Source organism: Massilia sp. Masssp93 (genome assembly GCF_059491295.1).
Window position 1 is genome coordinate 5,556,014 of sequence record NZ_CP168502.1, and the last position, 24,775, is coordinate 5,580,788.

A 24,775-nucleotide genomic window follows, 5' to 3' on the forward strand; every position below is an offset into this window, starting at 1 on the left:
TTCGGCCTGCCCCGCCAGGACGTCATTACTTGGCGTCCTTGACTTCCTTGAAGTCGGCGTCGACGACGTCGTCATCCTGCTTGGCCGACTCCGCGCCCGGCTGGCCACCGGCCGCCTGTGCACCGGCGGCGCCCTGCTGGGCCTGCATGTCGGCGTACATCTTCTCGCCCAGCTTCTGGGCGGCGGTCGACAGCGCGGCCACCTTCGCGTCGATCTCGGCCTTGTCGCCCGACTTGATCGAACCTTCCAGGTCGGTGATCGCGGCTTCGATCTTTTCCTTCTCGCCCGCTTCCAGCTTGTCGCCGTACTCGGTCAGGGATTTCTTGGTCGAATGGACCAGCGCGTCGGCCTGGTTGCGCGACTCCGCCAGTTCCTTGACCTTCTTGTCCTCTTCCGCGTTCAGCTCGGCGTCCTTCACCATCTTCTGGATCTCGTCTTCCGACAGACCCGAGTTGGCCTTGATGGTGATCTTGTTCTCCTTACCGGTGGCCTTGTCCTTCGCGCCCACGTGCAGGATGCCGTTGGCGTCGATGTCGAAGGTCACTTCGATCTGCGGGGTGCCGCGCGGTGCCGGCGGGATGCCTTCCAGGTTGAACTCACCGAGGCCCTTGTTGCCGGCGGCGATCTCGCGCTCGCCCTGGTAGACCTTGATGGTCACGGCCGGCTGGTTGTCGTCGGCGGTCGAGAACACCTGCGAGAACTTGGTCGGGATCGTGGTGTTCTTCTGGATCATCTTGGTCATCACGCCGCCCAGGGTTTCGATACCCAGCGACAGCGGCGTCACGTCCAGCAGCAGCAGGTCCTTGCGGTCGCCGGCCAGCACGGAGCCCTGGATGGCGGCGCCGACAGCGACGGCTTCGTCCGGGTTCACGTCGCGGCGCGGTTCCTTGCCGAAGAATTCCTTCACCTTTTCCAGCACCTTCGGCATGCGGGTCATGCCGCCGACCAGGATGATGTCGTCGATGTCCGAGACCTTCACGCCGGCGTCCTTGATGGCGACGCGGCACGGCTCGATGGTCTTGTTGATCAGTTCCTCGACGAGGGCTTCCAGCTTGGCGCGGGTGATCTTGAGGTTCAGGTGGACCGGCGCGCCGTTCGCCATGGCGATGTACGGCTCGTTGATCTCGGTCTGCTGCGACGACGACAGTTCGATCTTCGCGCGCTCGGCCGAGGCCTTGATGCGCTGCAGGGCGATCGGGTCCTTCGACAGGTCGAGGCCGTTGATCTTCTTGAATTCGTCGATGATGTAGTCGATGATGCGCTGGTCGAAGTCTTCGCCGCCCAGGAACGTGTCGCCGTTGGTCGACAGCACTTCGAACTGCTTCTCGCCGTCCACGTCGGCGATCTCGATGATCGACACGTCGAACGTGCCGCCGCCGAGGTCATACACGGCGATCTTGCGGTCGCCCTTGTCGGTCTTGTCCAGGCCGAATGCCAGCGCGGCCGCGGTCGGCTCGTTGATGATGCGCTTGACGTCCAGGCCGGCGATGCGGCCAGCGTCCTTGGTCGCCTGGCGCTGCGAGTCGTTGAAGTATGCCGGGACGGTGATGACGGCTTCCGTCACTTCCTCGCCGAGGTAGTCTTCGGCGGTCTTCTTCATCTTGCGCAGCACTTCGGCCGAGATCTGCGGCGGTGCCAGCTTCTTGTCGCGCACACCGACCCACGCATCGCCGTTGTCGGCCTTGGTGATCGTGTACGGCATCAGGCTGATGTCCTTCTGGACTTCCTTCTCGTCGAATTTACGGCCGATCAGGCGCTTGACCGCGAACAGGGTGTTCTTCGGGTTGGTGACGGCCTGGCGTTTCGCCGGCGCGCCGACCAGGATCTCGCCATCTTCCTGATAAGCGATGATCGAAGGCGTCGTACGGGCGCCTTCCGCATTTTCGATGACCTTGGGCTGACCATTTTCCATGATCGCCACGCAGGAGTTGGTGGTGCCCAGGTCGATACCGATGATTCTGCCCATAATATTTTCCTTTTTAGTACTCAGTTTTTCAGATGTGTCGAATATTGGGAAATGTCGCTTAGTTTCAAGAGCTTGTTCAGCCCCATCGCAACATTATTTCGGTGCCGCGGCGGTCACGATGGCCGGACGCAGCAGGCGGTCGGCGATCATATAGCCCTTCTGCAGCACGGTAACCACGGTGTTCGCTTCCTGGTCGGACGGCACCACGGCCACGGCCTGGTGCTTGTTCGGGTCGAGCTTGTCGCCCGCCTGCGGCATCACTTCGATCAGGCGGTTCTTCTCGAACGCGGCGGTGAGCTGCTTGAGGGTCATCTCGACGCCTTCCTTGATCGATTCGACCGTCGGCGCTTCGACTTTCAGGGCCATCTCGAGGCTGTCGCGCACCGGCACCATGGCCTCGGCGAAGCTTTCGATGGCGAATTTATGGGCCTTGCTCACATCTTCCTGGGCACGGCGGCGGATATTGTCCGCCTCGGCCTTGGCACGCATGAAGGCGTCGTGCATCTCGGCCAGCTTGGCTTCGGTGGCGCTCAGCTGTTCTTCGAGGCCGGGCTCCGTTGCCGGCGCACCCTGGGCCGCGGCGGCGGTTGCGGCGTCGGCTTCCGGCTGATTGCTCACCTCTTGGTTTTCTTGGTCTTGCATCGAAAAAACTCCTGAAATCAAGGACTTGGCTGATGGATTGGACGGTTGTACCGGTCACACAGGCCCGCATATGGGGCAATCGCCTACATTTTCAAGGGGACACCGAACTAATATGGATGAGAAGGTGTAGTCTTTTGTTACAAGATTTACTTGCTCGTAGTCACCATCGACAGCCGGCCGTTCTACTATCGTGTCGTTAAGACATCCGTCCAAAAAAACGACCCGATGGGAACGATCATGAAACTGCATCTGATAAGCGGCGCCGTGCTCATCTACACCCTGCTCGCACTGGCTGCGATCTGCCTGGCGGAACTCGGGTCGGCGCCGCAAAACGTGGCATTCTAACATCCCGTCGTTGGTTGCCGTAGGGTGGGCGGTCCTCCGCCCACGCGGTGATACGTAACGGCTACGTGTTCGTGCACGAACCGGCTGACGCTAACGATCACCGCGTGGGCACGTGGTGCCCACCCTACGCACTACGCGGTCATTGACGCTCGAACCTTCACGCGCCCAGTTTCAACGCATGCTCTCGCGCGATCTCCGCATCGCGGCGCTGCGCCTCGCGTTGCGCGGGCGTGAGCATCGTCGGCCAGCCGATCAGGTGCTGCTCGGCGATCTCGGCCATGCCGACGATCCACGCCGCATTGTCGTTCAGGCACGGGATGTAGTGAAAATCCTGGCCGCCGTTCGACTCGAAGTCGTGGCGCACTTCCATGTTGATTTCTTCCAGCGTCTCCAGGCAGTCGCTGGTGAAACCGGGGCACATGACGTCGATCCGTTTGATGCCATCGCGCGCCAGCTGCCGCACGGTCGGCGCCGTGTACGGCTGCAGCCATTCGGCGCGACCGAAGCGCGACTGGAACGTGACCAGGTATTCATCCGGCGTCAGGCGCAGGCGCGCCGCCAGCAGGCGCGCCGTCCGGTGGCATTCGCAGTGGTACGGGTCGCCCAGCAGCAAGGTGCGCTTGGGCACGCCGTGGAAACTCATCACCAGTTTCTCGCCGCGCCCGTGCGCGTCCCAGTACGACTCCACCGATTCCGCCAGCGCCTCGATATAGCCTTCGTGGTCGTGATAGTGCTTCACGAGGCGCAGCTCGGGGATGTTGCGCACCTTTTTGTAGTGATCGAAGACGGCGTCCCAGATCGACGCGGTGGTCGTGCCGGAATACTGCGGATACGCGGGCAGCACGACGATGCGTTCGGCGCCGCGCGCCTTGAGGTCGTCCAGCACGGCCGGCAGCGCGGGCGCGCCGTAGCGCATCGCCATCGCCACCTCGACGTCGTGGTGGCCGCGCTGTTCCAGGAGCCGCTGCAGCGCCGCCGCCTGCCGTTCCGTGTACACCTTCAGCGGCGAGCCGTCGCGGCGCCAGATGGTCGCGTATTTTTTCGCCGACTGTCCCGAGCGGAACGGCAGGATCGCCAGGTGCAGGATGATGTTCCACACGGCGCGCGGGATCTCCACCACGCGCGGATCAAGCAGGAACTGCTTCAGGTAGCGCCGCACCGCGGGCCGCGTCGGCGCCTCGGGCGTGCCGAGGTTGACGAGGACGATGGCGCTCGTCGCGATGGTGCCGTGCTGGTGCGGCGGTTCTTTGTTGAAGGGCATGGACGGTTCTTGGGTTGACTCAGGACGCCAGCAGCTCGCGCGCGTGCTTGCGCGTGATCTCGGTGATCTCGATGCCGCCCAGCATACGCGCCACTTCCTCCACGCGGGACTTATTGTCGAGCACGTCGATGCGCGACACGGTCTTGCCGCCGTCCGTCGTGCCCTTCGCCACCTGGAAGTGCTGGTTGGCCTGGCTTGCGACCTGCGGCAGGTGCGTGACGCACAGCACTTGCCGGCTCTGGCCGAGGCGCTTCAGCAGGCGGCCGACGACTTCCGCCACGCCGCCGCCGATGCCCGTGTCAACCTCGTCGAAGATCAAGGTCGGCACCGTCGTCGCGTTCGCCGTGATGACGGCGATCGCCAGCGAGATGCGCGCCAGCTCGCCGCCCGACGCCACCTTGGCCAGCGGCCGCGGCACGACGCCGGCGTGGCCGGCCACGAGGAACTCGACCTGCTCGCAACCATACGCGGCCGGCTCGCACGGGTTCAGCGCGACGACGAAGCGGCCGCCGCTCATCGACAGTTCCTGCATCGCTTCCGACACCTGCGACGACAGGCGCTGGGCCGCTTGTGCGCGCGTAGCGGACAGTTTTTGCGCCGCCGCCAGGTAGACCGCTTTCGCCTTGTCTTCCTGGCGGCGCAGGCCTTCCACGTCGCTGGCGTCGGCCAGCTGCTGCAGCTTGGCCTTGAGCGTCGCGTGTTCTTCCGGCAGTTCGTCCGGCGTCACCCGGAACTTGCGGGCCGTGCTGTGGATCGCATCCATGCGCGCGTCGACCTGGGCCAGTCGCCCGGGATCGAGCTCGACCTTGTCGACATACGTGTTCAGCGCATAGACCGCTTCCTGCAACTGGATGCGCGCCGGTTCCATGCAGTCGAGCACGGCCTGCAGGCCCGCGTCGACGCCGGCGAGCTTGGCCAGCTTCTGGTTCAGCGACGACAGTTGCGACAGGATCGGCTGCTCCGATTCCGACAGCGCGGACAGCGCCTCCTGCGCGCCTTCGATCAGGCTCGCGGCATGCGACAGGCGGCTGTGTTCGTTGGCGATGTCGGTCCACTCGCCCGGCTTCACGGCCAGCTTGTCGAGCTCGCCGACCTGCCATTCGAGGCGCTCGCGCTCCAGCAGCACGTTCTTCGCGTTCGTCTCGAATTCCTCGCGCTGGCGCGCCAGCGCCTTCCACGCCTTGTACGTGGCGGCGACTTCCTGCACCTGGGCCGTCGCGGCGGGATCGCGCACGGCGACCTGGTTGTCGAGCAGGGCGCGCTGGGCGTCGAGCTTGAGCAGCGACTGGTGCGCGTGCTGGCCGTGGATGTCCACGAGCAGCTCGCCCAGTTCGCGCAACTGGCTGGCGGTGGCGGCGATGCCGTTGATGTACGACTTGGAGCGGCCGGCGTTGTCGATCACGCGGCGCAGCAGCGCGCCGCCCTCGTCGCTGTCGAACTCGTTCTGTTCCAGCCAGGCGCCCGCCGCCGGGGTCAGGGCGAAATCGGCGCTGATGTCGGCCTTGGCCGCGCCTTCGCGCACCATGCTCGCGTCGCCGCGGCCGCCCAGCGCGAGCTGCAGCGCGTCGATCAGGATCGACTTGCCGGCGCCGGTCTCGCCGGTGAACACCGTGAAGCCGTTCGAGAACTCGAGCTCGATCGTATCGACGATGACGAAGTCGCGGATGGTCAATGTGCGCAACATGAAGAAACTCATCTCCTGGTGGATGCTGGGATTACTTGAGCTTGCCGTCACCGGACGGGTATTCGTTCCAGTGCAGCTTCTCGCGCAGGGTGTGGTAGTAGCTCCACCCTTCCGGATGCAGGAAGGTGATGGTGTTGGGCGAGCGCGAGATCATGATCTGGTCGCCGTGCTGCAGGCTCGTGAAAGTCTGCATGTCGAAGTTCACGCTGATGTCGCGGCCGTTGATGATCTCGACGACGATGTCGCTCGTGTTCGGCACGACGATCGGGCGGTTGGACAGCGCGTGCGGCGCGATCGGCACCAGCACGATGCCGGCCAGCGTCGGATGCAGCAGCGGGCCGCCGGCCGACAGCGCGTACGCCGTCGACCCGGTGGGCGTGGACACGATCAGGCCGTCCGAACGCTGGTTGTACATGAAGGTGCCGTCCACCGTGACCTTCAGTTCGGCCATGCCGGCGCCCGTGCCGCGCGCGACCACCACGTCGTTGACGGCGACGGAACAATGGATCTCGACGCCCTCGCGCACGACGCGCGCCTCCAGCAGCGAGCGCTCCTCGGCCTTGGCCTTGCCGCTGAGGATCTCGCCCAGCGCGGGCAGCATGCGGTCGATCGGGATGTCCGTCATGAACCCCAGCCGCCCCTGGTTGATGCCGATGAGCGGCACGCGGTAGCGCGCCAGCTGGCGGGCGATGCCAAGCATCGTGCCGTCGCCGCCGACGACGATGGCGGTGCTGCAGTGCGCGCCGATCTCGTCCACCGTCATGGCGTCCACGCCGGCGACTTTCACGTGCCCGGCCGTCTGTTCCTCGAACACGACGCGGTAGCCGGCGCCCTGCAGGAAGTCGACGATCGCCTGCACGGGCTCGTCGATCCCGGCCGTGTGGTGCCGTACGACGAGCGCGATGGTTTGTTGCGGTTCAGGCGTCACGGACATTACGGCTCTCGGCAGCAGGTGATAGGGAGACAGAAGATTAACCGATTCGCCCGGCTTCTGCACTATCGCAACTCAGCAAATACTGTACAAACGCACAGTATAGTTGGGCGGACGGACTTCCGGCAAGCGCGCCGGCCGAACTCGCTTCAATGGAGGATGCCGAACCCGAACGCGGCACCGATCGCCACCCCCAGGCCGGTGACGTGCAGCGCCATCAGCACGAGCCAGCGCAAGCCGGTGGCGAGGCGCGAGCCGCCGTGCACGCGCCGCATCGCGACCGGCGTATAGAACACGAGCCACAGGCCCAGCACGAAGGACACGATACCGAGCACATTCGGCGTCACGATCAGCAGCGTCAGGGCCAGGAATGCAAACCCGTGCACGTGCAGCGCGAACAGCAGGTGTTCGCCGTAGCGCCGTCCCGAGCCCAGGTACAGCACCTTGAGGTACAGCGCGAACAGCGGCATCATCAAGAACACGGCGTACGGCACATAGGTGCTGAAGGCCGTCCTCATCACCTTGTCGCGCTCGGCCGGCGACATGTTGCTGAACCGGTCCGCCTGCTCGCCCCAGTGCGCATTGACGTTGCTGATGCCCTTGCGCAGTTCCACGGTACCTTCGGCGATTTCGCCCGGCTCGTCTTCGCGCACCAGGCCGTCTTTCTTTGCCGCCTTGTCGTGCGCGGCCGCGGCGGCCGGGGCCTGGCCTCGCTCTGGCTGCGCCGGAACGTCGTCGTGGCCGGTATATTTTGCGACGGCAAAGAAGATCAGGCTGAACGTCAGGTACAGGCGCAGCGGCTGGATGTAGCGCACGCGGCGACCATTGATGTATTCCAAAGTCAGCTGCCCTGGCCGGAACAAAAGGAGCAGCAACGACTTCCAAAGCTTGCCTTCCAGTGCGACGTAATGGCCGACGAACTCGTGCAGGAATTCGCGCGTGCTGGGGGGATGCAGAACGGTTTCTTGTCCGCATTCATGACAGAAATTACCGGAAACGACGGCTCGGCAATTCGGGCAGTCGGGGGCGGCGCGGTGCGGATGGGCTGGCGTGTGCATGACGTTCGCGACGGTTGTCATCTAAACCAACATGTTAACCAGTTAATTGCAAAAAAGCATCTTCCAATTGCGCGACCGCCTTCGAGTCGAAGGATTAGGATTTAATCAATTGAATCGAAGGAGGTTGTCATGGTGCAGGAAGAAAAAGACCGTGTCGTGAATACCGACCGGAAAATCGAAGAACAGAGCTACAAGCGCGAACCGCACGAGCGCGACGAATCGCCGGACGGCCAGGACGTCAAGCCGCGCGGGATCATGAAACAGGCCGCGGAGGATTTGCAACAGGGCCTCGTCGATACCGATGCGCGCGCGACCCCGGGCGCCAGCGAAGCCGTGACGCCGGCGCCGGGCGCGACCGGCCAGGCCAGGCCGCAGCCGGACCGCAACCGCGACATGCGCGACCACGATTCGACCATTCCCGATGGAGGGAAGAATCGATGACATCGCGCATCCGGCTTGCGTTGCTGTTGCTTCCCCTGCTGGGTCCCGCTGCCGCCCACGCCCAGCAATATCCTGTCGGCTGGGGTCCGAATCCGGCCCTGCCCGCGCCCGAGAGATCGCTGATCCCGACCATCAACGTGGCCAAGGCGGACGCCTGGCCGCAGGGCACGCGTCCGACGCCGGCCGCCGGGCTGGCCGTCACCGCCTATGCGAGCGGCCTCGACCATCCGCGCTGGCTGTACGTGCTGCCGAACGGCGACGTGCTCGTGGCCGAGAGCAACAAGCCCGGCAACGCGCCGAAGGAAAAGGGGATTCGGGCCAAGGTACAGGGGCTGGCGCAGAAGGAGGCCGGGGCCGGGGTCGCGTCGCCCGATAAAATCATCCTGCTGCGCGGCTTCAGGCCGGACGGCACGGCCGACACGAAGGTCACGTTCATGCAGGGCCTGACCTCGCCGTTCGGCATGGCCCTCGTCGGCACCGACCTGTACGTCGCCAACGCCGACGCGCTGTGGAAGTTCCCGTACAAGACCGGCGCGACGAGCATCACGGCCACGGGCACCAAGGTGCTGGACCTGCCGTCCGGGATCAACCACCACTGGACGAAGAACGTCGTCGCCTCTCCCGACGGCAAGAAGCTGTACATCACGGTCGGCTCGAACAGCAACGCGGCCGAGAACGGCATGGAGATCGAGAAGGGCCGCGCCGCCATCTGGGAATACGACATCGCCAGCGGCAAGTCGCGCATCTACGCGAGCGGCCTGCGCAATCCGAACGGGATGGACTTCCAGCCGCAGACGAAGGCCTTGTGGACCTCCGTCAACGAGCGCGACGAACTGGGCAACGACCTCGTCCCCGACTACATGACGGCCGTGCAGGACGGCGCGTTCTACGGCTGGCCGTACAGCTATTTCGGCCAGCACGTCGACGCCCGCGTCAAGCCGCAGAATCCCGACATGGTGGCCAGGGCCATCGTTCCCGACTATGCGCTGGGCGCGCACACGGCCTCGCTGGGCATGACGTTCTACAACGCCGACCTGATGCCGCAATTCAAGAACGGCGCGCTGGTCAGCCAGCACGGCTCGTGGAACCGCAAGCCGCATTCCGGCTACCAGCTCGTGTTCGTACCGTTCACGAACGGCAAGCCGAGCGGTCCGCCGCAGAACGTCCTGTCGGGCTTCCTCGGCAAGGATGAACACGCTTATGGGCGCCCGGTCGGGGTCGCGGTCGACAAGACCGGCGCCATCCTGCTGGCGGATGACGTCGGCAACATCGTCTGGCGGATCACGCCGGCCGCCACCACTCAGGGAGCAACTAAATGATCAAACGTAAGGGAAGCGCCGTCTGGAGCGGCGGCTTGAAAGACGGCAAGGGCACCGTGTCCACGCAGAGCGGCGTCCTCAACCAGTCGCAATACGGCTTCAACACCCGCTTCGAGGATGGCGCGGGCACGAATCCGGAAGAACTGCTGGCGGCCGCGCACGCGGGCTGCTTCACGATGGCGCTGTCGGCCCAGCTGGGCGAAGCGGGCATGACGGCGCAGAAGCTGGAGACGACCGCCACCGTATCGCTGGACAAGGCCGACGGCGGCTTCGCCATCCCGGCCGTACACCTGGACCTCGTCGCCACGATTCCCGGCGCCGACGAGCAGGCATTCCAGGAAGCGGCGCGCAAGGCCAAGGAGGGGTGTCCCGTCTCCAAGCTGTTCAATGCGAACATCACGCTGGATGCGAAGCTGCAGGCCTGAACGGTGACGTTGGCGCTGACGGGCGGCGGCCACGGCTCGGCGCGGCCGCCTGGCACAGCAATCGTAGGGTGGGCGCCCCGTGCCCACCAGCCGCCTGCACGAATCTCCATGAGCGCATAAAATCCTCGCTTTCCCACGAACCAACAAGGACAACAATGCGCATCCTGCACACCATGTTACGCGTCGGCGACCTGCAGCGCTCCATCGACTTCTACACCAAGGTGCTGGGCATGAAGCTGCTGCGCACGAGCGAGAATCCGGAATACAAATACACCCTCGCCTTCGTCGGCTACGGCAACAATCCGGACCACGCGGAACTCGAGCTGACCTATAACTGGGGCGTCGACAAATACGAGATGGGTTCGGCCTACGGCCATATCGCCATCTCGGCCGACGACATCTACCGGACGTGCGACCAGGTCCGTGCAGCCGGCGGCAACATTACCCGCGAACCCGGTCCCGTCAAAGGCGGCACGACCGTCATCGCCTTCATCACCGATCCGGACGGCTACAAGGTCGAACTGATCGAGCGTGCCGACCACGCGGGCGGCGGCGGCCTGAGCAGCTAAGCCGGCACGCCGCCGCGAACAAAAGCCCGCCTGACCGGTCTCACTTCCTCGGCTTGAGCAGCGCCAATCCCGTGTTCGTGCGCACGACGATGTCGCCATCATCGGCCACCGCGAGCGCACGCACGAGCACGAGGCCGGCCGGCGCCGCGATGACCCGGTCGTTCAGGTCGACGATGCCGTCCTTCCGCGTCCACGCAATCGCGTGTTCCTCGGTCTTCGTCGTGGCCGAACCGACGACGAGGCCATCCGCATTGATGGCGTCGGCGATCGAGAAATTGCCGGCCGGGAGGGCGCCGATGCTGGTCATCGTCGTGCCGTCGTAGACGAAGCCGCGGCCGCTGCCGTCGGCCAGCGCGGAATTGCCGGCGACGAGGCCGGCGCGATTGATCGCGACGGCTTCCGCGGTGGCGCCGCCCAGGGTGCCGATGTCGCGCATCGTGCCCGCCTCGTAGACGAAGGCGCCGACCGGACCGGCGCCGTTGCGGAACCATCCGGCCACCTGGCCGGCATCGTTGATGTCGACGGCGACGGAATTGCCGTTCGGCGAACCCAGGTCCTGCAGCGGCCCGCCCGTGCGGGTGTCGTACAGGAAGGCGTGGAACCAGGCGTTGCCCGGTCCGTACGAATAGCCGACGACCTGCCCGACCGTGTTGATGCCCAGCCCATACGAATCGCCGCCGAACGAACCGAGGTCGCGCAACGTCTTGCCGTCGTACCAGAACGCGTGCGACTGGCCGCTCGCCGTGGACGCCCAGCCCGTGATCTTGCCGCAGTTGCTGATCACATAGCCTTCGGACGAGGTGCCGCCGAGCGTGCCCAGGTCGTGCAACGCGCCGTCGTACAGGAAGGCGTGCGGGACGTTGCTGGACGTGGCGGACCAGCCCGTCACATGGCCGCACGGATTCACCGCCTGGGCATCGGAAAAATCGCCGCCCAGCGTGCCCAGCGAAATCGACGCATGGCCGTTGTAGAGGAAGGCGTGGGCGACGCCGTCCGCGCCGCGCGACGTGCCCGCGACGATGCCGCCGTTCGCGATGCCGTGGCGCGTGACCTCGCCGTAGACGATGCCCGGCAGCCCGATCGGGATGACGTCGTAGGTGGGACCGTTGCCGATGGGGCCGGGGCCAGGGCCACCCGGATTGCCGTGATGGTGGCCGCCGCCGCAGGCGGACAGCGTCAGTGACAAGGCGAGCGCGGCGGCGCGGACGGCCGTCGTTGCGGATGCGGATGCGTGGAAAGACGTGAACATGGCGACCTCGCTTTCGAAGGGTTCACGCCTGAGTGTAGGAGTGCGGGTCGCGTAAGTTCGGGTAAAGAGGAGCTTGCTTGGGGCGCCTCAAGCAGGATTTTTTAAAGCAATGCGCCGTAGAATTGAACTCGTGAATTCGGGGTCAGAGCCCGGTTTCAGGAAATTGCCTGAAACCGGGCTCTGACCCCGACTTATTACTGACCCCGACTTATTACGGCTGCTGCAGCAACGCGTTGATCGGCTGCAGGTCTTCCTCGCGCAGCGAACCGGCCGCGGCCTTCAGTTTCAGGCCGGCCAGGATCGTGTTGTAGCGCGCGCGGGCCAGGTCGGTGCGGGTCTGGTACAGCTGGCGCTGGGCATTCAGCACGTCGATGTTGATACGCACGCCGACCTGGTAACCGAGCTTGTTCGATTCCAGCGCGGAATTGCTCGACACCTCGGCCGCTTCCAGCGCCTTCACCTGCGCGAGGCCGCTGTTCACGCCAAGGAACGATTGGCGCGCCACCAGCGCGGCGTTGCGGCGGTTCGCTTCCAGGTCGTTGCGGGCCTTGTCTTCCAGCGCGATCGATTCGCGCACCTTGCTCGTCACGGCGAAGCCGCTGAAGATCGGGATGCTGTACTGGATGCCGATCGAGTTGCTGTTGGTCTTGCCGGACGTGCGATCGATCTGGCCGTTGATGTCGCGATGCAGCGACGACGCCACCAGGTCCACGGTCGGGAGGTGGCCGGCGCGGTTTTTCGAGATGTCGCGCTTGGCCGATTCCAGCTGCAGCTGGGCCACGGTCACGGCATAGTTCTGGTTCTCGGCGGCGGACACCCACTGATCGACGTTGATCGGCTGCGGCGCCGTCAGGTTCACACCCGTGCGCAAGGTGGCCAGCGCGGACGGCGGCGTGCCGATGATCGCCTGCAGCGCCGTCTTCTTGGTCTCCAGATCGTTGACGGCGGCAATTTCCTGCGACACGACCAGGTCGTACGCGGCCTGGGCTTCATGGGTGTCGGTGATGGTCTGCGTGCCGACTTCGAAGTTGCGCTTGGCGGACGCCAGCTGCTCGGTCACGGCGACCTTTTGCGCACGCGTGGATTCCAGCGTGTCCTGGGCGGCCAGCACGTCGAAATAGGCTTGCGACACGCGCGTGATCAGGTCTTGCTGGGCCTGGGCAAACTGGGCTTCCGAGATGGCTTGCTGCAGCTTGCTCTGCTGGTAGGTTTCCCAGCGGTCCCAGCGGAACAACGGTTGCTGCAGCGTGACCTGGACTTCGTTGGTGCGCAGGTTGGAGCCGCCGGCCATGAGCGGGTTGTTGTTCCACGCCGTGAAGTCGGCGTTGTTCTTCGTGATGTCGCCGCTGATGCCGACGGTCGGCAGCAGGCCGGAACGCCCCTGGGTGATACGTTCGCGTCCCGCGGCGGCGGCCGCGCGGGCGCTGGCATACGTGGCGTCGTTCGCCAATGCCTGCTGGTACACCTGGATCAGATCGGCCGCCTGGGCATCGAGCGAAAACGCGCTGGCCAACAGTACGGCGATGAGGGGCTTCTGCATTACTTTCTCCGTCGGAGTCATCAATAGTTAAGGACGCAGGCCGTCAATACTTGGGCATCGAAGGATCGACCTGCACGGCCCAGGCGTGTATTCCGCCTGTGAGGTTGGTAATGTTGCTGAATCCGTTGCGCTCCAGGAAAGCGGCCACTTGCATGCTGCGTGCGCCGTGGTGGCACACGCAAACGATGTCCTGGCCGTCATCCAGTTCGCTCACGCGGATCGGAATCAGGTTCATCGGAATCTGGGTCGAGCCCTCGATGTGGCAGGTCTCGAATTCCCAGTTTTCGCGGACGTCGAGCAGCAGCGGCTTCGGACGCGACGGGTCGGCCAGCCAGGCGGCCAACTCGGGGGCGGTAATGTGCTGCATCCTTGCGTCTCCGTCGATCAGAACTGGAAGTGCGACGGCACCGGGGCGCCGGTCAGGTAGCGCACGTTGGTCTCGAACACCTTGATCGTGCTGTACGTGTTCTCGCCCGTGCGGGTGATGACCGACGCTTCCATCACCGGCGCCTGGCCGACGATGGCGGCGATGCGGCCACCCACCTTCACCTGCTTCAGGATGGCTTCCGGCAGCACTTCCAGCGCGCCCGAGATCACGATCGCGTCGTACGGTGCGGCTTTTTCCCAGCCCTGCGCGCCATTGCCCGTTTCCACGGTCACGTTGTGGATGCCGGCATTGGCCAGGTTCTTCTTCGCCAGTTCCGCGGTTTCCGGATTGATTTCCACGGTGGTCACCTTGGCGGCGCGGTGCGCCAGCAGGGCAGCCATATAGCCCGAACCCGTGCCGATTTCCAGCACGGTCTCGTGTTTCTTCACACCGACTTCCTGCAGGATGCGCGCTTCGAACTTCGGCGCCAGCATGGTGTCGCCGCCCGGCAGCGGGATCTCGACGTCGGCGAACGCCAGGTTCTGGTACGCCGCCGGCACGAACTGTTCGCGCTTGACGACGTGCAGCAGGTCGAGCACATCCTGGTCCAGCACGTTCCACGGACGGATCTGCTGTTCGATCATGTTGAAGCGGGCTTGTTCGATATTCATCTTTGTACTCGGTGGGAAAATAAATAATCCGATATTTTATCGTTGAACGGCTTCAGCAAACATATCTTAACGATATGAGGCTGAGTACCACGGGAAATTGCGACAGTCTGCAGTTTAAGGGGCATGAAACCCGGAAAACAGCGTCTTGACGTAGGAAAACGGGGGTCACTCGGCTTCGGCGCCCGGGGCGGCCGGCAGCAGCCCGTGCAGCGCCATGTCGAGAAAGGTGTCGAGGAAGGCCTGCGGCGCCAGTTCCGCAGGCGGACATGGACCGACGGAATGCTTCCAGATGATCAGGGTGAGCATCGGCGCGAACAGCACCTGGGTCGTCGTGACGACGTCGATCGGCCGGAACTCGCCGCGCGCGATGCCGCGCTCGAGCATCGTCGCCATCGCCTTCGTACCGCGGTTGATGACTTCTTCCTGGTAGAAGCGGGCCAGTTCCGGGAAGTTGCCGGCTTCGGCCATGACGAGCTTGATGATGCCGGACGCCTTTGTCGCACCCAGCCGCTGCCACCACGAGTGGATCAGGTGGCGCAGCAGGTCGGCGCTGTGGCCGTCGAACTCGGCGACGGACGCTTCCGCCTCGCCGATCACGGGCACGATATTACTGCGCACGACGGCCTTGAACAGTTCTTCCTTGTTTTCGTAATACAGGTACAAGGTGCCTTTCGACACGCCGGCACGGCGCGCGACGTCTTCCAGGCGTGTGGCGGCGTAACCACGCTCGACGAACAGGTCGATGGCCGCCTCCAGCAACTCCTGGGGCCGCGCGTCCTTACGGCGCTCCCAGCGCGGCTTGGTGTCAAAGGGGCATGGCATGCTTCTGTCCGACAACTAACTGTTGAGTCAGCAAATATAGACCTGGGGATAGGGCCAGTCAAGAACAGCAGGCCCTGACGGTAGTATACTGGCAGCTTGCCCGCTTCCGGTCTTTACACCACGATTTCCCCGGCCGTTCCCGTGAATTCTCCGTCTGCCCCCGTCCATTGCCGCCCCGGCTGCGGCGCCTGCTGCACCGCCCCGTCGATCACGTCCCCGATTCCCGGCATGCCGAACGGTAAGCCGGCCGGCGTGCGCTGCGTGCAGCTGGACGAGCACAATGGCTGCAGGATTTTCGGGCAGCCGGGCCGGCCCCGCGTCTGCGGCAGCCTGCCGCCCTCGCGCGAGATGTGCGGCGACACGCGCGAGCAGGCGATGTTCTTCCTGTCCGAACTGGAGCGCTTGACAGCCTGACCTTGAAACAGTAACTCGACGGCGGCCCCCTTCCTCATGGTAAGCTTGCGGCCCGCGCGGCACCGTCCGCGCACGCGTCCCCAACCCTACCGAACCGCATACACCAAATGGATATCATTCTCGCCCTGAAAGCGATCATCATGGGCCTCGTCGAGGGCTTCACGGAATTCCTGCCGATTTCGTCCACTGGACACCTGATCCTGGCCGGCAGTCTGATCAATTTCACGGGCGAAGTGGCCCAAGTGTTCGAAATCGCGATCCAGGCCGGCGCCATCTTCGCCGTGATGTGGGAATACCGCGTGCGGATCGGCGCCGCGCTGGGCGGCGTCACGTCCGATCCGCGCCAGCAAAAGCTCGTCATCAACCTGATCGTCGCCTTCCTGCCGGCGGCTGTGCTGGGCGTGTTGTTCAGCAAGGCGATCAAGGCGCACCTGTTCGCACCGGTGCCGGTGGCTGCCGCGTTCATCGTGGGCGCCTTCGTGATCCTGTGGGCGGAACGCCGCCACAAGGTGCTGCCGGGTGCGCACCGCATCCAGACCGTGGACGACATGACCGTGCTCGACGCGTTCAAGGTCGGCTGCGCCCAGTGCTTCGCGCTGATCCCGGGCACGAGCCGTTCGGGTGCCACGATCATCGGCGGCATGCTGTTCGGCCTGTCGCGCACGGCCGCGACGGAATTCTCGTTCTTCCTCGCGATCCCGACCCTGCTGGCCGCGACCGTGTACTCCGTCTTCAAGGCGCGCCACGACCTGCACGCGACGGACCTGCCGCTGTTCCTGATCGGCGGCGTCGCGGCGTTCGTTTCCGCCTTCCTGTGCGTACGTTGGCTGTTGCGCTTCATCAGCACGCACGACTTCACGGGCTTCGCCTGGTACCGTATCGTGTTCGGTGTGGTCATCCTGGTCACCGCCCATTTCGGCTGGGTCGTCTGGGCCGAGTAATTTGAAAGCAGCAGCACCATGACGAGCGACATCCAGCAACGCGCGCTGCAGATCCTGCAGTCGGTATTCGGCTACCCCGCCTTCCGCGGGCAGCAGGCCGACATCGTCGAGCACGTGGCGTCCGGCGGCGATGCGCTCGTGCTGATGCCCACCGGCGGCGGCAAGTCGCTGTGCTACCAGATTCCCGCGCTGCTGCGCGACGGCGTCGGCGTCGTCGTGTCGCCGCTGATCGCGCTGATGCAGGACCAGGTCGACGCGCTGGCCGAAGTGGGCGTGCGCGCCGCGTTCCTGAACTCGACGCAGACGTTCGAAGAGACGCTGCGCATCGAACGCATGGTGCGCACCGGCGAACTGGACCTCGTCTACGTGGCGCCCGAGCGCCTGATGACGCCGCGCTGCCTGGAGCTGTTCGAGTCCGCGCACATCTCGCTGTTCGCCATCGACGAGGCGCACTGCGTGTCGCAATGGGGCCACGACTTCCGGCCCGAATACATCCGCCTGTCGATCCTGCACGAGCGCTTCCCGCACGTGCCGCGCATCGCGCTGACCGCGACGGCCGACCAGCTCACGCGCGCCGAAATCGCCCAGCGCCTGCAGCTGGACGAGGCGCGCCAGTTCGTGTCGTCGTTCGACCGTCCGAACATCCGCTATGCCATCGTCGAAAAGACGAACGGCCGCAAGCAGCTGCTCGACTTCATCTCGGCGGAACATCCGGGCGACTCCGGCATCATCTACTGCCTGTCGCGCAAGAAGGTCGAGGAGACGGCGGCGTTCCTCAACGAAAACGGCATCCGCGCCCTGCCCTATCACGCGGGCATGGAGTATTCGCTGCGGGCCGAAAACCAGGCGCGCTTCCTGCGCGAGGACAACATCGTGATGGTGGCGACCATCGCGTTCGGCATGGGCATCGACAAGCCGGACGTGCGCTTCGTCTGCCACCTCGACCTGCCCAAATCGCTCGAAGGCTATTACCAGGAAACGGGCCGCGCCGGCCGCGACGGCCTGCCGTCGAACGCCTGGATGGCCTACGGTTTGCAGGACGTCGTGCTGCAGCGCCGGATGATCGACGAATCCGAGGCCGACGAGAATTTCAAGCGCGTGCTGTCGTCGAAGCTCGACGCCATGCTGGGCCTGTGCGAGACGCTCAGCTGCCGGCGCATGCGCCTGCTCGAATACTTCGGCGAGCGCTCCGGCCCGTGCGGCAACTGCGACACGTGCCTGATCCCGCCGACGTCGTTCGACGCGACGGTGCCCGTGCAAAAGCTGCTGTCGGCGATCTACCGCGTCGACCAGCGCTTCGCGGCCGGCCACGTGATCGACGTGCTGCGCGGCGTGTCGTCCGAACGCATCGTGCAGTGGCACCACGACAAACTGACCGTGTTCGGCGTCGGTGCCGAGCGCGGCGAACAGGAATGGCGCGCCATCGTGCGCCAGACCATCGCCCTCGGCCTCGTCACCGTCGACCACGACGCGTTCAGTTCACTGAAACTGACGGAGGCGGCGCGGCCGGTGCTGAAGGGCGAGCAGAACGTGCAGCTGCGCCAGTACCAGAAACCGGTCAAGCCCAAGCGCACGTCGACGCCGCGCGGCAGCTACGAAGAGGTCGAGCTGTCGAAGTCCGAACAGGCGATCTTCGACAAGCTGCGCTGGTGGCGCGTGGAAACGGCGCGCGCGCACGGCGTGCCGGCGTACGTCGTGTTCCAGGATGCGACCCTGCGCGAGATCTCCAAGGTCAAGCCCACGTCGCTGGATCAGCTGCGCGGCGTCTCGGGCGTCGGCGAGAAGAAGCTGACGTCGTATGGCGACGAGATCGTCGGCATCATCAGCGAGATGGTGTAGCGCGGTGCCGCGTGGGCACGGGGTGCCCACCCTACGGCAATGGAAACATCGCATGGTGGACACCTGTGCCCACCATGCATTCACGTCATTTTTTGGTGAACACCAAGTCCCAGACCCCGTGGCCCAGTCGTAGGGTGGGCTCCCTGTGCCCACCATGCATTCACGTCATTTTTTGGTGAACACCAGGTCCCAGACCCCGTGGCCCAGCTTCAGGCCCCGGTTCTCGAACTTGGTCAGCGGGCGGTACGCCGGCTTCTCCGCATACCCTGCCGCCGTGTTCCGCAGCGCGGGTTCCGCGCCCAGCACCTCGAGCATCTGCACCGCGTAATCTTCCCAGTCCGTCGCGCAATGGATGTAGCCGCCCTGCGCCAGCTTGCGGCACAGCAGTTCGACGAACGGCGGCTGGATCAGGCGGCGCTTGTTGTGGCGCGCCTTGTGCCACGGGTCCGGGAAGAAGATGTGCACGCCGGACAGCGTCCCATCCGCCACCATATTGTTCAGCACCTCGACGGCGTCGTGCTGGATGATGCGCAGGTTCGCGATCTCCTGTTCGCCCGCCAGCTTCAACAGGCTGCCCACGCCGGGGGTGTGCACCTCGACGCCGATGAAATCCTTGTCCGGCATCGCCTGCGCGATGTGCGCCGTCGTGCCGCCCATGCCGAAGCCGATCTCCAGGACCAGCGGCGCGCTGCGGCCGAACGGCGCGTGGAAGTCGAACGGCGCCTTCTGGTACTCGATGAGATAGCGCGGGCCGAACGCTTCCAGCGCGCGCGCCTGTCCGGTCGACAGGCGGCCGGCGCGGGTGACGAAACTGCGGATGCGGCGTTCGGTCGGGTCGTAGAGCATGGCGCGGCCCTGCTCGTTGGTAGGCGTATCGGAAGACATAGGGATGAGATGAAGAGTCTGAAAAAGCGGGCGCCATTATAACCCGGCGCTATCCCGCGCCAATCTTCGACATAATGTGCCCTCGACCACAGGAGTTGCACATGCGCCAGCAGACCCACCCGATCGCCACCGAGGACAACGTCGCCGCCTACCGCCTGACGTCGTTCCACTACGGCGCGCCCGGCAGCGGCAAGAAGGTCTATCTCCAGGCCTCGCTCCATGCGGACGAGGTGCCGGCCATGCTGGTCGCGCACGTCCTGCGCCGTGAGCTCGACCGGCTGGACGCGGCCGGCAAGGTGATCGGCGAGATCATCCTGGTGCCGGCGGCAAATCCGATCGGGCTGTCGCAGGTGATCCACGGCGCGCCGTTCGGCCGCTTCGACCTCGCCAGCGGCACCAATTTCAACCGCTCGTACCGGCACGTGGCCGACGCCCTCAAAATCTCGCTGGAGGGCAGACTGGGCGCGGACGCCGCCGCCAACGCGGCACTCGTGCGCGCGCATGCGCGCCGCGAAATCGCGGCCTGGCTGCCGAACAACGCGACGGAAGAACTCAAGAAGACGCTGCTGGGCATGGCGATCGACGCCGACATCATGCTCGACCTCCATTGCGACAACGAGGCCGTGCTCCACATGTACACCGGCACGCCGCTGGCCGACCGCGTGACGCCGCTGGCCGCGCTGATGGGCGCGCACGCGGTGCTGCTGGCGAAGGAATCCGGCGGCGAGCCGTTCGACGAAGCGTGCAGCCGCGTGTGGTGGCAACTGCAGGAGCACTTCGGCGACCGTTTCCCGATCCCGCTCGGCTGCGTCGGCGTGACGGTCGAACTGCGCGGCGAGAACGACGTACGCTACGACCTCGCCGAACACGACGCGCACGCGCTGCTGCAATACCTGGCGCGCGAAGGCGTCGTCGACCTGCCGCTCGAACCGCTGCCGGCGCCGCTGTGCGCGCCGACGCCGCTCGAGGGCGTGGAACCTTTGCACGCGCCGCATGCGGGCGTCCTGGTATTCCTGAAAAAACTGGGCGAGCGCGTGCAGGCGGGCGATGCCGTCGCCGACATCGTCGACCCGGTCAGCGGCAGGACGACGACCTTGCGGCCGACGCAGTCCGGCATCCTGTTCGCCAGCACCGCGCACCGGCACCTGCTGCGCGGGATGCACGTCTGTAAGGTCGCGGGGACGTCCGCGTGGCGGACCGGGAGTCTGCTGGGCGCGTAACAGAACCGATAAAGCGAACCGTCGCCCCCGCGCAGGCGGGGTCCAATTTTGCCAGCGCTGCCGCGACGCGCGCATGACTTGGGTCCCCGCCTGCGCGCACTGCTGTCCGGAATAAAATTCTTGACAGTTTCATCAGATGAGGCTCAGCTGGAGCTCTGCCATTTCTTGCTGAAGTCGCCGTCGTTGTCGATAGCGGGAAGCTTCGATCTCGGGGCGCTGAAACAAGGTGGCGCGTATCAGCACGAGACAGTCCCAGAGACTGATCTTGAGCGAGTGCCGCTGCTTGTAGAGCGCCACGAGCAAATAGCTGATCAACGCTGTAAGCACTTGGATGCGCACTGCGTTTTCGCTCCGCCCGAGGAATTTTTTGATTTTCAGGTGCTGCTTGATCCACTTGAAAAACAGTTCGATTCCCCAGCGCTCCTTGTAACGCTGGGCGATCTCGAACGCGGCGCTGTCCAGATCGTTGGTGGCCAGGACAAGCGGCGTGTCCTTTTCCGGGCGAGCGATCGTGATACGCCGTAGCGATGCCAGGTACGGGTTGCCTCGTCCTCCGGGACGCTTATGTTTGAGCCGGACGATTTCATCATTGAGCACGACCCCGGCGGCTTCGGCGGGAATGCTTCTTTCTTCGATTATCTGTAGGCCGGCATTGCGTTTGAACCGGGTAACGAACTGCGCCCCAGCCTGACTGATGGCGTTCCACCAGGCGTAGTCGCAGTAGCCTTTGTCGAAGACGTAAAGGGCGCCCCGAACCAGCGGTACGCTCCAGGCTTTCTCTACGTCGTTGACGTTGGCCGCGCTGAACGAAATCCAGTCTGGCGTCCGGGTCTCGGCATCGAGCAGGACATGGACCTTGATACCCTGGGTGTTGCGGGTGCGGTTTTCTTGTGTCCAGCGCTCGAATTCCCGTCCCTTGAGCGTCAACGACGTCGAGTCGAGCAGATACATCAATTCAGCACTATCGCTGCGCAACTGACGCGACACCTGTCCCATCAGCCAATTGGCGACGTCACTGAACACGGTATCGGAGCGCCTGGCGTTCGCATCGGCCAGCGTCGTACGTTTGATCATCCCGGCGCCCAAATGGTAATGGTGAGAGCGGTGATGATTAAAGCCCGTCTCCAGCGCCCGCAAGCCCGGCGCTTCACTGAGCTGCCCGTACATCATTGCGATCAGGTGCTGCCAGTGCCCGAATTTTTTAGAGTACTTGTCGGCCTTGTGTCTTTTTACCAGCCGATCGAACTCCGAGCGGGGCAGGCCCTTTAATAATTCCTGAAAGGTAGCTATGCTGAACATGTTGCGGGGTTTTGGTTTTTTGAGTTTGGCGACTCGGGTATACGCCCGTAAACCAGTCCCTGCAACACCTTCAGCGATTTCCCCTCAAATTATTCCGGACAGCAGTGCGCCTGCGCGGGGACGACGCTTTGCCAGCGCTGCCGCGACGCGCGCATGACTTGGGTCCCCGCCTGCGCGGGGACGACGTATCGAGCGCTGCGCCCTATGCGGCCAGCGCCTCGTTGAACAGGTAGCGCTGCGCCAGCAGCGGCGCAATCGACGCCGCCGGCTGCGGCCGCGCGACGAGATAGCCCTGCACCTCGTTGCAGTTCAGCGCGCGCAGGATCGCCAGCTGCTCCTCGTTCTCGACGCCTTCGGCCACGACTTCCATCCCGAGCGCGTGCGCCATCGACACGATGGCCTGGAAGAACACGGTGCCTTCCTTCGAGCGTCCCAGTTCGGCCGTGAAGGAGCGGTCGACCTTGAGCACGTCCATCTTCATGCGCTGCAGCTGCGACAGCGACGAATAGCCCGTGCCGAAATCGTCGACGTGCAGCTTGACGCCCAGCGCGCGGATCGCGGCCAGTTCCGCCAGGATCTCGGCCTGGTCGCCCATCATCGCGGACTCCGTGATCTCGACTTCGAGCAGGCCGGCCGGCACGGCGTGGCGCTGCAGGGCGTCGGCCAGCTCGCGCTGCACGCCGCCGCGCAGGAACTGCTTGGGAGAGACGTTGATCGATACCGGCACCGGCACCGCGCCGTGCGCGCGCCACGCGGCCAGCTGGGCGCAGGCCTGGTCGATGACGATGGCGCCGATCGGCACGATCAGGCCGCTCGACTCGGCCAGTGGAATGAATTCGTCCGGGCGGATCATGCCCAGCGTCGGATGCTCCCAGCGCAGCAGCGCTTCCATGCTCAGGAGCTCGCCCGTGCGGGTGTCCACGCGCGGCTGGTAGTGCAACACGAACTGGCGCTTGTCGATCGCTTCCAGCAGGCGCTGGCGCAGCTGGGTGCGCGTCTTGAGGATGTTCGACTGCGCGGGATCGAAGAAGCGGTATTGCCCCTTGCCTTCGGCCTTGCCGGCATACATGGCGATGTCGCCGTGGCGGATCAGGGTGGCGGCGTCGAGGCCGTCGCGCGGGTACACGGCGATGCCGACCGAGGCGCCGATCATGTGCGGCTCGTCGGCGATCGGGAATGGCTTGCTGAAGGCGTCGACGATGCGCGCGGCGACGATCGCCACCTGCTGGTCGCTGTCGAAAGGGCTCAACAGGACGACGAATTCGTCGCCGCCGAAGCGCGCCACGCTGTCGCCCGGCCGCAGCTGCGACATCAGGCGCTCGGCGGCCAGCTTGAGCAGGCGGTCGCCGACGGCGTGGCCGTGCGAATCGTTGACCTGCTTGAATTCGTCGAGGTCGATGAACAGCAGCGCCGCGCCGTGGCCGCCGTCGTGCGCCTGGCGCAGCGCGGCCGGCACGAAGTTGAGGAACCAGTGGCGGTTCGGCAGGCCCGTGAGGCTGTCCTCGTTGGCCAGGCGCGCCAGCTGCGATTCGTGTTCCTTGCGCTCGCTGATGTCCTGCAGCGTGACGGCGAGGACGTCGCCCACGCGCACGATGCGCCGGTGGCCCCAGCGGATATTCAGGCGGTTATTGTCGGGCATGCGCCGGTCTTCCTGGTGGAAGCCGACGGCCATGGCCGTGCGGTAGTTGGCGGACAGGTCGTCGAACGAGGTGCCGTGATGGAGGTCGGAGATCAGGCTGCCGACGAGTTGCGTGCGCGTGCCGCCGTAGAAGAAGGCGCCGCGCTCGTTGCAGTCGACGATGCGGAAGTCGATGATCTGGCCCTTGCGGTCGCGCACCGGCGCGACCATGTAGAAACCGTCGTTGCCGCTCTCGGTGGCCGTGCGGTAGGCGCGCTGGATCCCGGCGCGCTCGCCCGCCCGCGCGCCCGCCCGCAGCGACAGCATGCTCGCGCCCAGCGCCAGCAGCGACAGCACGACGGTCGCCAGCACCGTGTGGTTGCGGCTGTCGGTCCAGTAGGCGTCGGCCGCTTCCAGCACGGCCGTATGCGACAGCGCGACGAGGGCCACGAGCGGATACGCGCTGGAGCGGCGCCAGCCCAGCACGCGCGCCTCGCCGTCGGCAAAGCCGCCCTGCCCCGCGACCAGCTGCACGCCGCGCGCCACCGGCCAGCGGTCGGCATTCGCGGGCAGCAGCGAACCGGCGCTCTGCGTGCGCACGATGCCCCGGGCATCCTGTTCGACGCGCAGGGCATTCTCGGTGCCGACCAGGGCCAGCAGGCTGCCCGGTCCCAGCGTGGGCGAGCTGACGAACGAGGTGAAGTAGCCGGCATCGACGGCCATCAGCAGCACGCCGTCGAATCCGTCGTCGGCCGTATCGAGGCGGCGCGTGAACAGGATCGTGCCGCGGGTCTCCTCCAGTTCCGGCGGCGGCGTGCCGATGCGCAGCGCGGTCGAGATGGCGTCGCGGTGCTGGATGAAGAAGCCGGCCCTGGACAGATTCAGCCCGCGCTCGTGGATGCGGCTGGACGAGCGGATCGCGCCGTCGGGCCCGATGACGCTCACGTTGACGAAGGCGGCGTCGGTGAACATGCCGTCGCGCCGCATGTTCTCGATCAGGCTGCGGTCGTGCGCATGCTCCCAGCTGTGCTTGAGCTGCATGGTGATCTGGTCGATCTGCGCGACCGAGCGCGTGACGTACTGTTCGTAGGCCTCGGCATAGGCATCGGCCTCCTTGAACGCCTGCTCCTCGGCGCGCCGGCGCTCGGTGCCGGCGTGCAGGATCGTGGCGGTCCACAGGGCGGCACAGGCGAGCAGCGCCAGCGCGGGCCACAGCAGCGCGAGGAATCGGTGGGTGCGCGGGGCAGTGTGCGCACTGGACTTGGACAT

At 65.2% G+C, this 24,775-nt stretch carries 22 protein-coding genes; 8 read left to right on the forward strand and 14 right to left on the reverse strand.

Going from position 1 to position 24,775, the window contains the following annotated elements; genetic code table 11:
• Window positions 1-25: 25 nt before the first annotated feature.
• The 6 genes from dnaK to ACEN9Q_RS23105 all read right to left on the reverse strand — a co-directional run bounded on the left by dnaK (window position 26) and on the right by ACEN9Q_RS23105 (window position 7,908).
• Window positions 26-1,966 carry a molecular chaperone DnaK gene (gene dnaK, locus ACEN9Q_RS23080; protein WP_495626166.1) on the reverse strand — a complete coding sequence of 647 codons (1,941 nt, stop codon included), beginning with the start codon at window positions 1,964-1,966 and terminating at the stop codon, window positions 26-28.
• Window positions 1,967-2,059: 93 nt separating this feature from the next.
• Window positions 2,060-2,608: a nucleotide exchange factor GrpE gene (gene grpE / locus ACEN9Q_RS23085; RefSeq protein WP_056438361.1), complete on the reverse strand. Its 549-nt coding sequence runs from the start codon at window positions 2,606-2,608 to the stop codon at window positions 2,060-2,062.
• A 502-nt stretch (window positions 2,609-3,110) separates the two neighbouring features.
• Window positions 3,111-4,214: a ferrochelatase gene (gene hemH, locus ACEN9Q_RS23090; RefSeq protein WP_495626167.1), complete on the reverse strand. Its 1,104-nt coding sequence runs from the start codon at window positions 4,212-4,214 to the stop codon at window positions 3,111-3,113.
• 19 nt (window positions 4,215-4,233) lie between these two features.
• Window positions 4,234-5,898 (reverse strand): DNA repair protein RecN, encoded by a 1,665-nt coding sequence (gene recN / locus ACEN9Q_RS23095; protein WP_495626168.1) that lies wholly within the window; start codon window positions 5,896-5,898, stop codon window positions 4,234-4,236.
• Between the two features lie 31 nt (window positions 5,899-5,929).
• Window positions 5,930-6,832: an NAD kinase gene (locus ACEN9Q_RS23100; protein ID WP_056438366.1), complete on the reverse strand. Its 903-nt coding sequence runs from the start codon at window positions 6,830-6,832 to the stop codon at window positions 5,930-5,932.
• A gap of 146 nt (window positions 6,833-6,978) precedes the next feature.
• Window positions 6,979-7,908, reverse strand: coding sequence for a DUF3667 domain-containing protein (locus ACEN9Q_RS23105; protein WP_495626169.1), 930 nt, complete (start codon window positions 7,906-7,908; stop codon window positions 6,979-6,981).
• A gap of 108 nt (window positions 7,909-8,016) precedes the next feature.
• Between ACEN9Q_RS23105 and ACEN9Q_RS23110 the strand changes: the two genes are divergently transcribed.
• The 4 genes from ACEN9Q_RS23110 (at window position 8,017) to gloA (ending at window position 10,641) form a co-directional block, all read left to right on the forward strand.
• Window positions 8,017-8,328: a hypothetical protein gene (locus tag ACEN9Q_RS23110; protein WP_056438372.1), complete on the forward strand. Its 312-nt coding sequence runs from the start codon at window positions 8,017-8,019 to the stop codon at window positions 8,326-8,328.
• Window positions 8,325-9,647, forward strand: a complete 1,323-nt coding sequence (locus ACEN9Q_RS23115) for a PQQ-dependent sugar dehydrogenase (protein ID WP_495626170.1) — start codon at window positions 8,325-8,327, stop codon at window positions 9,645-9,647. Before ACEN9Q_RS23110 ends, ACEN9Q_RS23115 begins: the two co-directional genes overlap by 4 nt.
• On the forward strand, window positions 9,644-10,072 hold the full coding sequence (locus ACEN9Q_RS23120) for an OsmC family protein (RefSeq protein ID WP_200958275.1): 429 nt from the start codon (window positions 9,644-9,646) through the stop codon (window positions 10,070-10,072). Before ACEN9Q_RS23115 ends, ACEN9Q_RS23120 begins: the two co-directional genes overlap by 4 nt.
• Before the next feature lie 155 nt (window positions 10,073-10,227).
• Window positions 10,228-10,641: a lactoylglutathione lyase gene (gene gloA / locus ACEN9Q_RS23125; RefSeq protein ID WP_495626171.1), complete on the forward strand. Its 414-nt coding sequence runs from the start codon at window positions 10,228-10,230 to the stop codon at window positions 10,639-10,641.
• A 40-nt stretch (window positions 10,642-10,681) separates the two neighbouring features.
• Here the strand turns inward: gloA and ACEN9Q_RS23130 are convergent, their stop codons facing one another.
• The 5 genes from ACEN9Q_RS23130 to ACEN9Q_RS23150 all read right to left on the reverse strand — a co-directional run bounded on the left by ACEN9Q_RS23130 (window position 10,682) and on the right by ACEN9Q_RS23150 (window position 15,290).
• On the reverse strand, window positions 10,682-11,890 hold the full coding sequence (locus tag ACEN9Q_RS23130) for a hypothetical protein (RefSeq protein WP_495626172.1): 1,209 nt from the start codon (window positions 11,888-11,890) through the stop codon (window positions 10,682-10,684).
• Window positions 11,891-12,101: 211 nt separating this feature from the next.
• Complete coding sequence (locus ACEN9Q_RS23135) at window positions 12,102-13,430, reverse strand: TolC family outer membrane protein (protein ID WP_056438387.1); 1,329 nt, start codon at window positions 13,428-13,430, stop codon at window positions 12,102-12,104.
• Window positions 13,431-13,473: 43 nt separating this feature from the next.
• Window positions 13,474-13,797 carry a rhodanese-like domain-containing protein gene (locus ACEN9Q_RS23140; protein ID WP_056438391.1) on the reverse strand — a complete coding sequence of 108 codons (324 nt, stop codon included), beginning with the start codon at window positions 13,795-13,797 and terminating at the stop codon, window positions 13,474-13,476.
• A gap of 17 nt (window positions 13,798-13,814) precedes the next feature.
• Complete coding sequence (locus ACEN9Q_RS23145) at window positions 13,815-14,468, reverse strand: protein-L-isoaspartate O-methyltransferase family protein (protein WP_495626173.1); 654 nt, start codon at window positions 14,466-14,468, stop codon at window positions 13,815-13,817.
• Between the two features lie 165 nt (window positions 14,469-14,633).
• Window positions 14,634-15,290 (reverse strand): TetR/AcrR family transcriptional regulator, encoded by a 657-nt coding sequence (locus tag ACEN9Q_RS23150; protein ID WP_495626174.1) that lies wholly within the window; start codon window positions 15,288-15,290, stop codon window positions 14,634-14,636.
• A 123-nt stretch (window positions 15,291-15,413) separates the two neighbouring features.
• Here ACEN9Q_RS23150 and ACEN9Q_RS23155 point away from each other — a divergent pair, with 123 nt between their 5' ends.
• The 3 genes from ACEN9Q_RS23155 to recQ all read left to right on the forward strand — a co-directional run bounded on the left by ACEN9Q_RS23155 (window position 15,414) and on the right by recQ (window position 18,484).
• Complete coding sequence (locus ACEN9Q_RS23155) at window positions 15,414-15,704, forward strand: YkgJ family cysteine cluster protein (protein WP_495628988.1); 291 nt, start codon at window positions 15,414-15,416, stop codon at window positions 15,702-15,704.
• 107 nt (window positions 15,705-15,811) lie between these two features.
• Complete coding sequence (locus ACEN9Q_RS23160; protein WP_056438400.1) at window positions 15,812-16,645, forward strand: undecaprenyl-diphosphate phosphatase; 834 nt, start codon at window positions 15,812-15,814, stop codon at window positions 16,643-16,645.
• An 18-nt stretch (window positions 16,646-16,663) separates the two neighbouring features.
• Window positions 16,664-18,484, forward strand: coding sequence for a DNA helicase RecQ (recQ, locus tag ACEN9Q_RS23165; RefSeq protein ID WP_495626175.1), 1,821 nt, complete (start codon window positions 16,664-16,666; stop codon window positions 18,482-18,484).
• A 165-nt stretch (window positions 18,485-18,649) separates the two neighbouring features.
• Here the strand turns inward: recQ and trmB are convergent, their stop codons facing one another.
• Window positions 18,650-19,330, reverse strand: coding sequence for a tRNA (guanosine(46)-N7)-methyltransferase TrmB (trmB, locus tag ACEN9Q_RS23170; protein ID WP_495628989.1), 681 nt, complete (start codon window positions 19,328-19,330; stop codon window positions 18,650-18,652).
• Between the two features lie 140 nt (window positions 19,331-19,470).
• Here trmB and ACEN9Q_RS23175 point away from each other — a divergent pair, with 140 nt between their 5' ends.
• The gene (locus ACEN9Q_RS23175; RefSeq protein WP_495626176.1) at window positions 19,471-20,589 is read left to right on the forward strand and encodes a succinylglutamate desuccinylase/aspartoacylase family protein; all 1,119 of its coding nucleotides are present in this window, start codon (window positions 19,471-19,473) and stop codon (window positions 20,587-20,589) included.
• Window positions 20,590-20,721: 132 nt separating this feature from the next.
• Here the strand turns inward: ACEN9Q_RS23175 and ACEN9Q_RS23180 are convergent, their stop codons facing one another.
• A complete protein-coding gene (locus tag ACEN9Q_RS23180) occupies window positions 20,722-21,888 on the reverse strand; it encodes an IS4 family transposase (RefSeq protein ID WP_495626177.1) in 1,167 nt (388 codons plus the stop codon).
• 202 nt (window positions 21,889-22,090) lie between these two features.
• Complete coding sequence (locus tag ACEN9Q_RS23185) at window positions 22,091-24,775, reverse strand: bifunctional diguanylate cyclase/phosphodiesterase (RefSeq protein ID WP_495626178.1); 2,685 nt, start codon at window positions 24,773-24,775, stop codon at window positions 22,091-22,093.

Coding starts and splice junctions, on each gene's coding strand:
- recN (WP_495626168.1), bottom strand. CDS start 5,898: ATGTTGCGCACATTGACCATCCGCGACTTCGTCATCGTCGATACGATC.
- ACEN9Q_RS23135 (WP_056438387.1), bottom strand. CDS start 13,430: ATGCAGAAGCCCCTCATCGCCGTACTGTTGGCCAGCGCGTTTTCGCTC.
- ACEN9Q_RS23105 (WP_495626169.1), bottom strand. CDS start 7,908: ATGACAACCGTCGCGAACGTCATGCACACGCCAGCCCATCCGCACCGC.
- ACEN9Q_RS23145 (WP_495626173.1), bottom strand. CDS start 14,468: ATGAATATCGAACAAGCCCGCTTCAACATGATCGAACAGCAGATCCGT.
- gloA (WP_495626171.1), top strand. CDS start 10,228: ATGCGCATCCTGCACACCATGTTACGCGTCGGCGACCTGCAGCGCTCC.
- ACEN9Q_RS23100 (WP_056438366.1), bottom strand. CDS start 6,832: ATGTCCGTGACGCCTGAACCGCAACAAACCATCGCGCTCGTCGTACGG.
- dnaK (WP_495626166.1), bottom strand. CDS start 1,966: ATGGGCAGAATCATCGGTATCGACCTGGGCACCACCAACTCCTGCGTG.
- ACEN9Q_RS23160 (WP_056438400.1), top strand. CDS start 15,812: ATGGATATCATTCTCGCCCTGAAAGCGATCATCATGGGCCTCGTCGAG.
- ACEN9Q_RS23130 (WP_495626172.1), bottom strand. CDS start 11,890: ATGTTCACGTCTTTCCACGCATCCGCATCCGCAACGACGGCCGTCCGC.
- grpE (WP_056438361.1), bottom strand. CDS start 2,608: ATGCAAGACCAAGAAAACCAAGAGGTGAGCAATCAGCCGGAAGCCGAC.
- ACEN9Q_RS23175 (WP_495626176.1), top strand. CDS start 19,471: ATGCGCCAGCAGACCCACCCGATCGCCACCGAGGACAACGTCGCCGCC.
- ACEN9Q_RS23140 (WP_056438391.1), bottom strand. CDS start 13,797: ATGCAGCACATTACCGCCCCCGAGTTGGCCGCCTGGCTGGCCGACCCG.
- ACEN9Q_RS23185 (WP_495626178.1), bottom strand. CDS start 24,775: ATGTCCAAGTCCAGTGCGCACACTGCCCCGCGCACCCACCGATTCCTC.
- ACEN9Q_RS23180 (WP_495626177.1), bottom strand. CDS start 21,888: ATGTTCAGCATAGCTACCTTTCAGGAATTATTAAAGGGCCTGCCCCGC.
- recQ (WP_495626175.1), top strand. CDS start 16,664: ATGACGAGCGACATCCAGCAACGCGCGCTGCAGATCCTGCAGTCGGTA.
- ACEN9Q_RS23150 (WP_495626174.1), bottom strand. CDS start 15,290: ATGCCATGCCCCTTTGACACCAAGCCGCGCTGGGAGCGCCGTAAGGAC.
- ACEN9Q_RS23115 (WP_495626170.1), top strand. CDS start 8,325: ATGACATCGCGCATCCGGCTTGCGTTGCTGTTGCTTCCCCTGCTGGGT.
- ACEN9Q_RS23110 (WP_056438372.1), top strand. CDS start 8,017: ATGGTGCAGGAAGAAAAAGACCGTGTCGTGAATACCGACCGGAAAATC.
- ACEN9Q_RS23120 (WP_200958275.1), top strand. CDS start 9,644: ATGATCAAACGTAAGGGAAGCGCCGTCTGGAGCGGCGGCTTGAAAGAC.
- hemH (WP_495626167.1), bottom strand. CDS start 4,214: ATGCCCTTCAACAAAGAACCGCCGCACCAGCACGGCACCATCGCGACG.
- trmB (WP_495628989.1), bottom strand. CDS start 19,330: ATGCTCTACGACCCGACCGAACGCCGCATCCGCAGTTTCGTCACCCGC.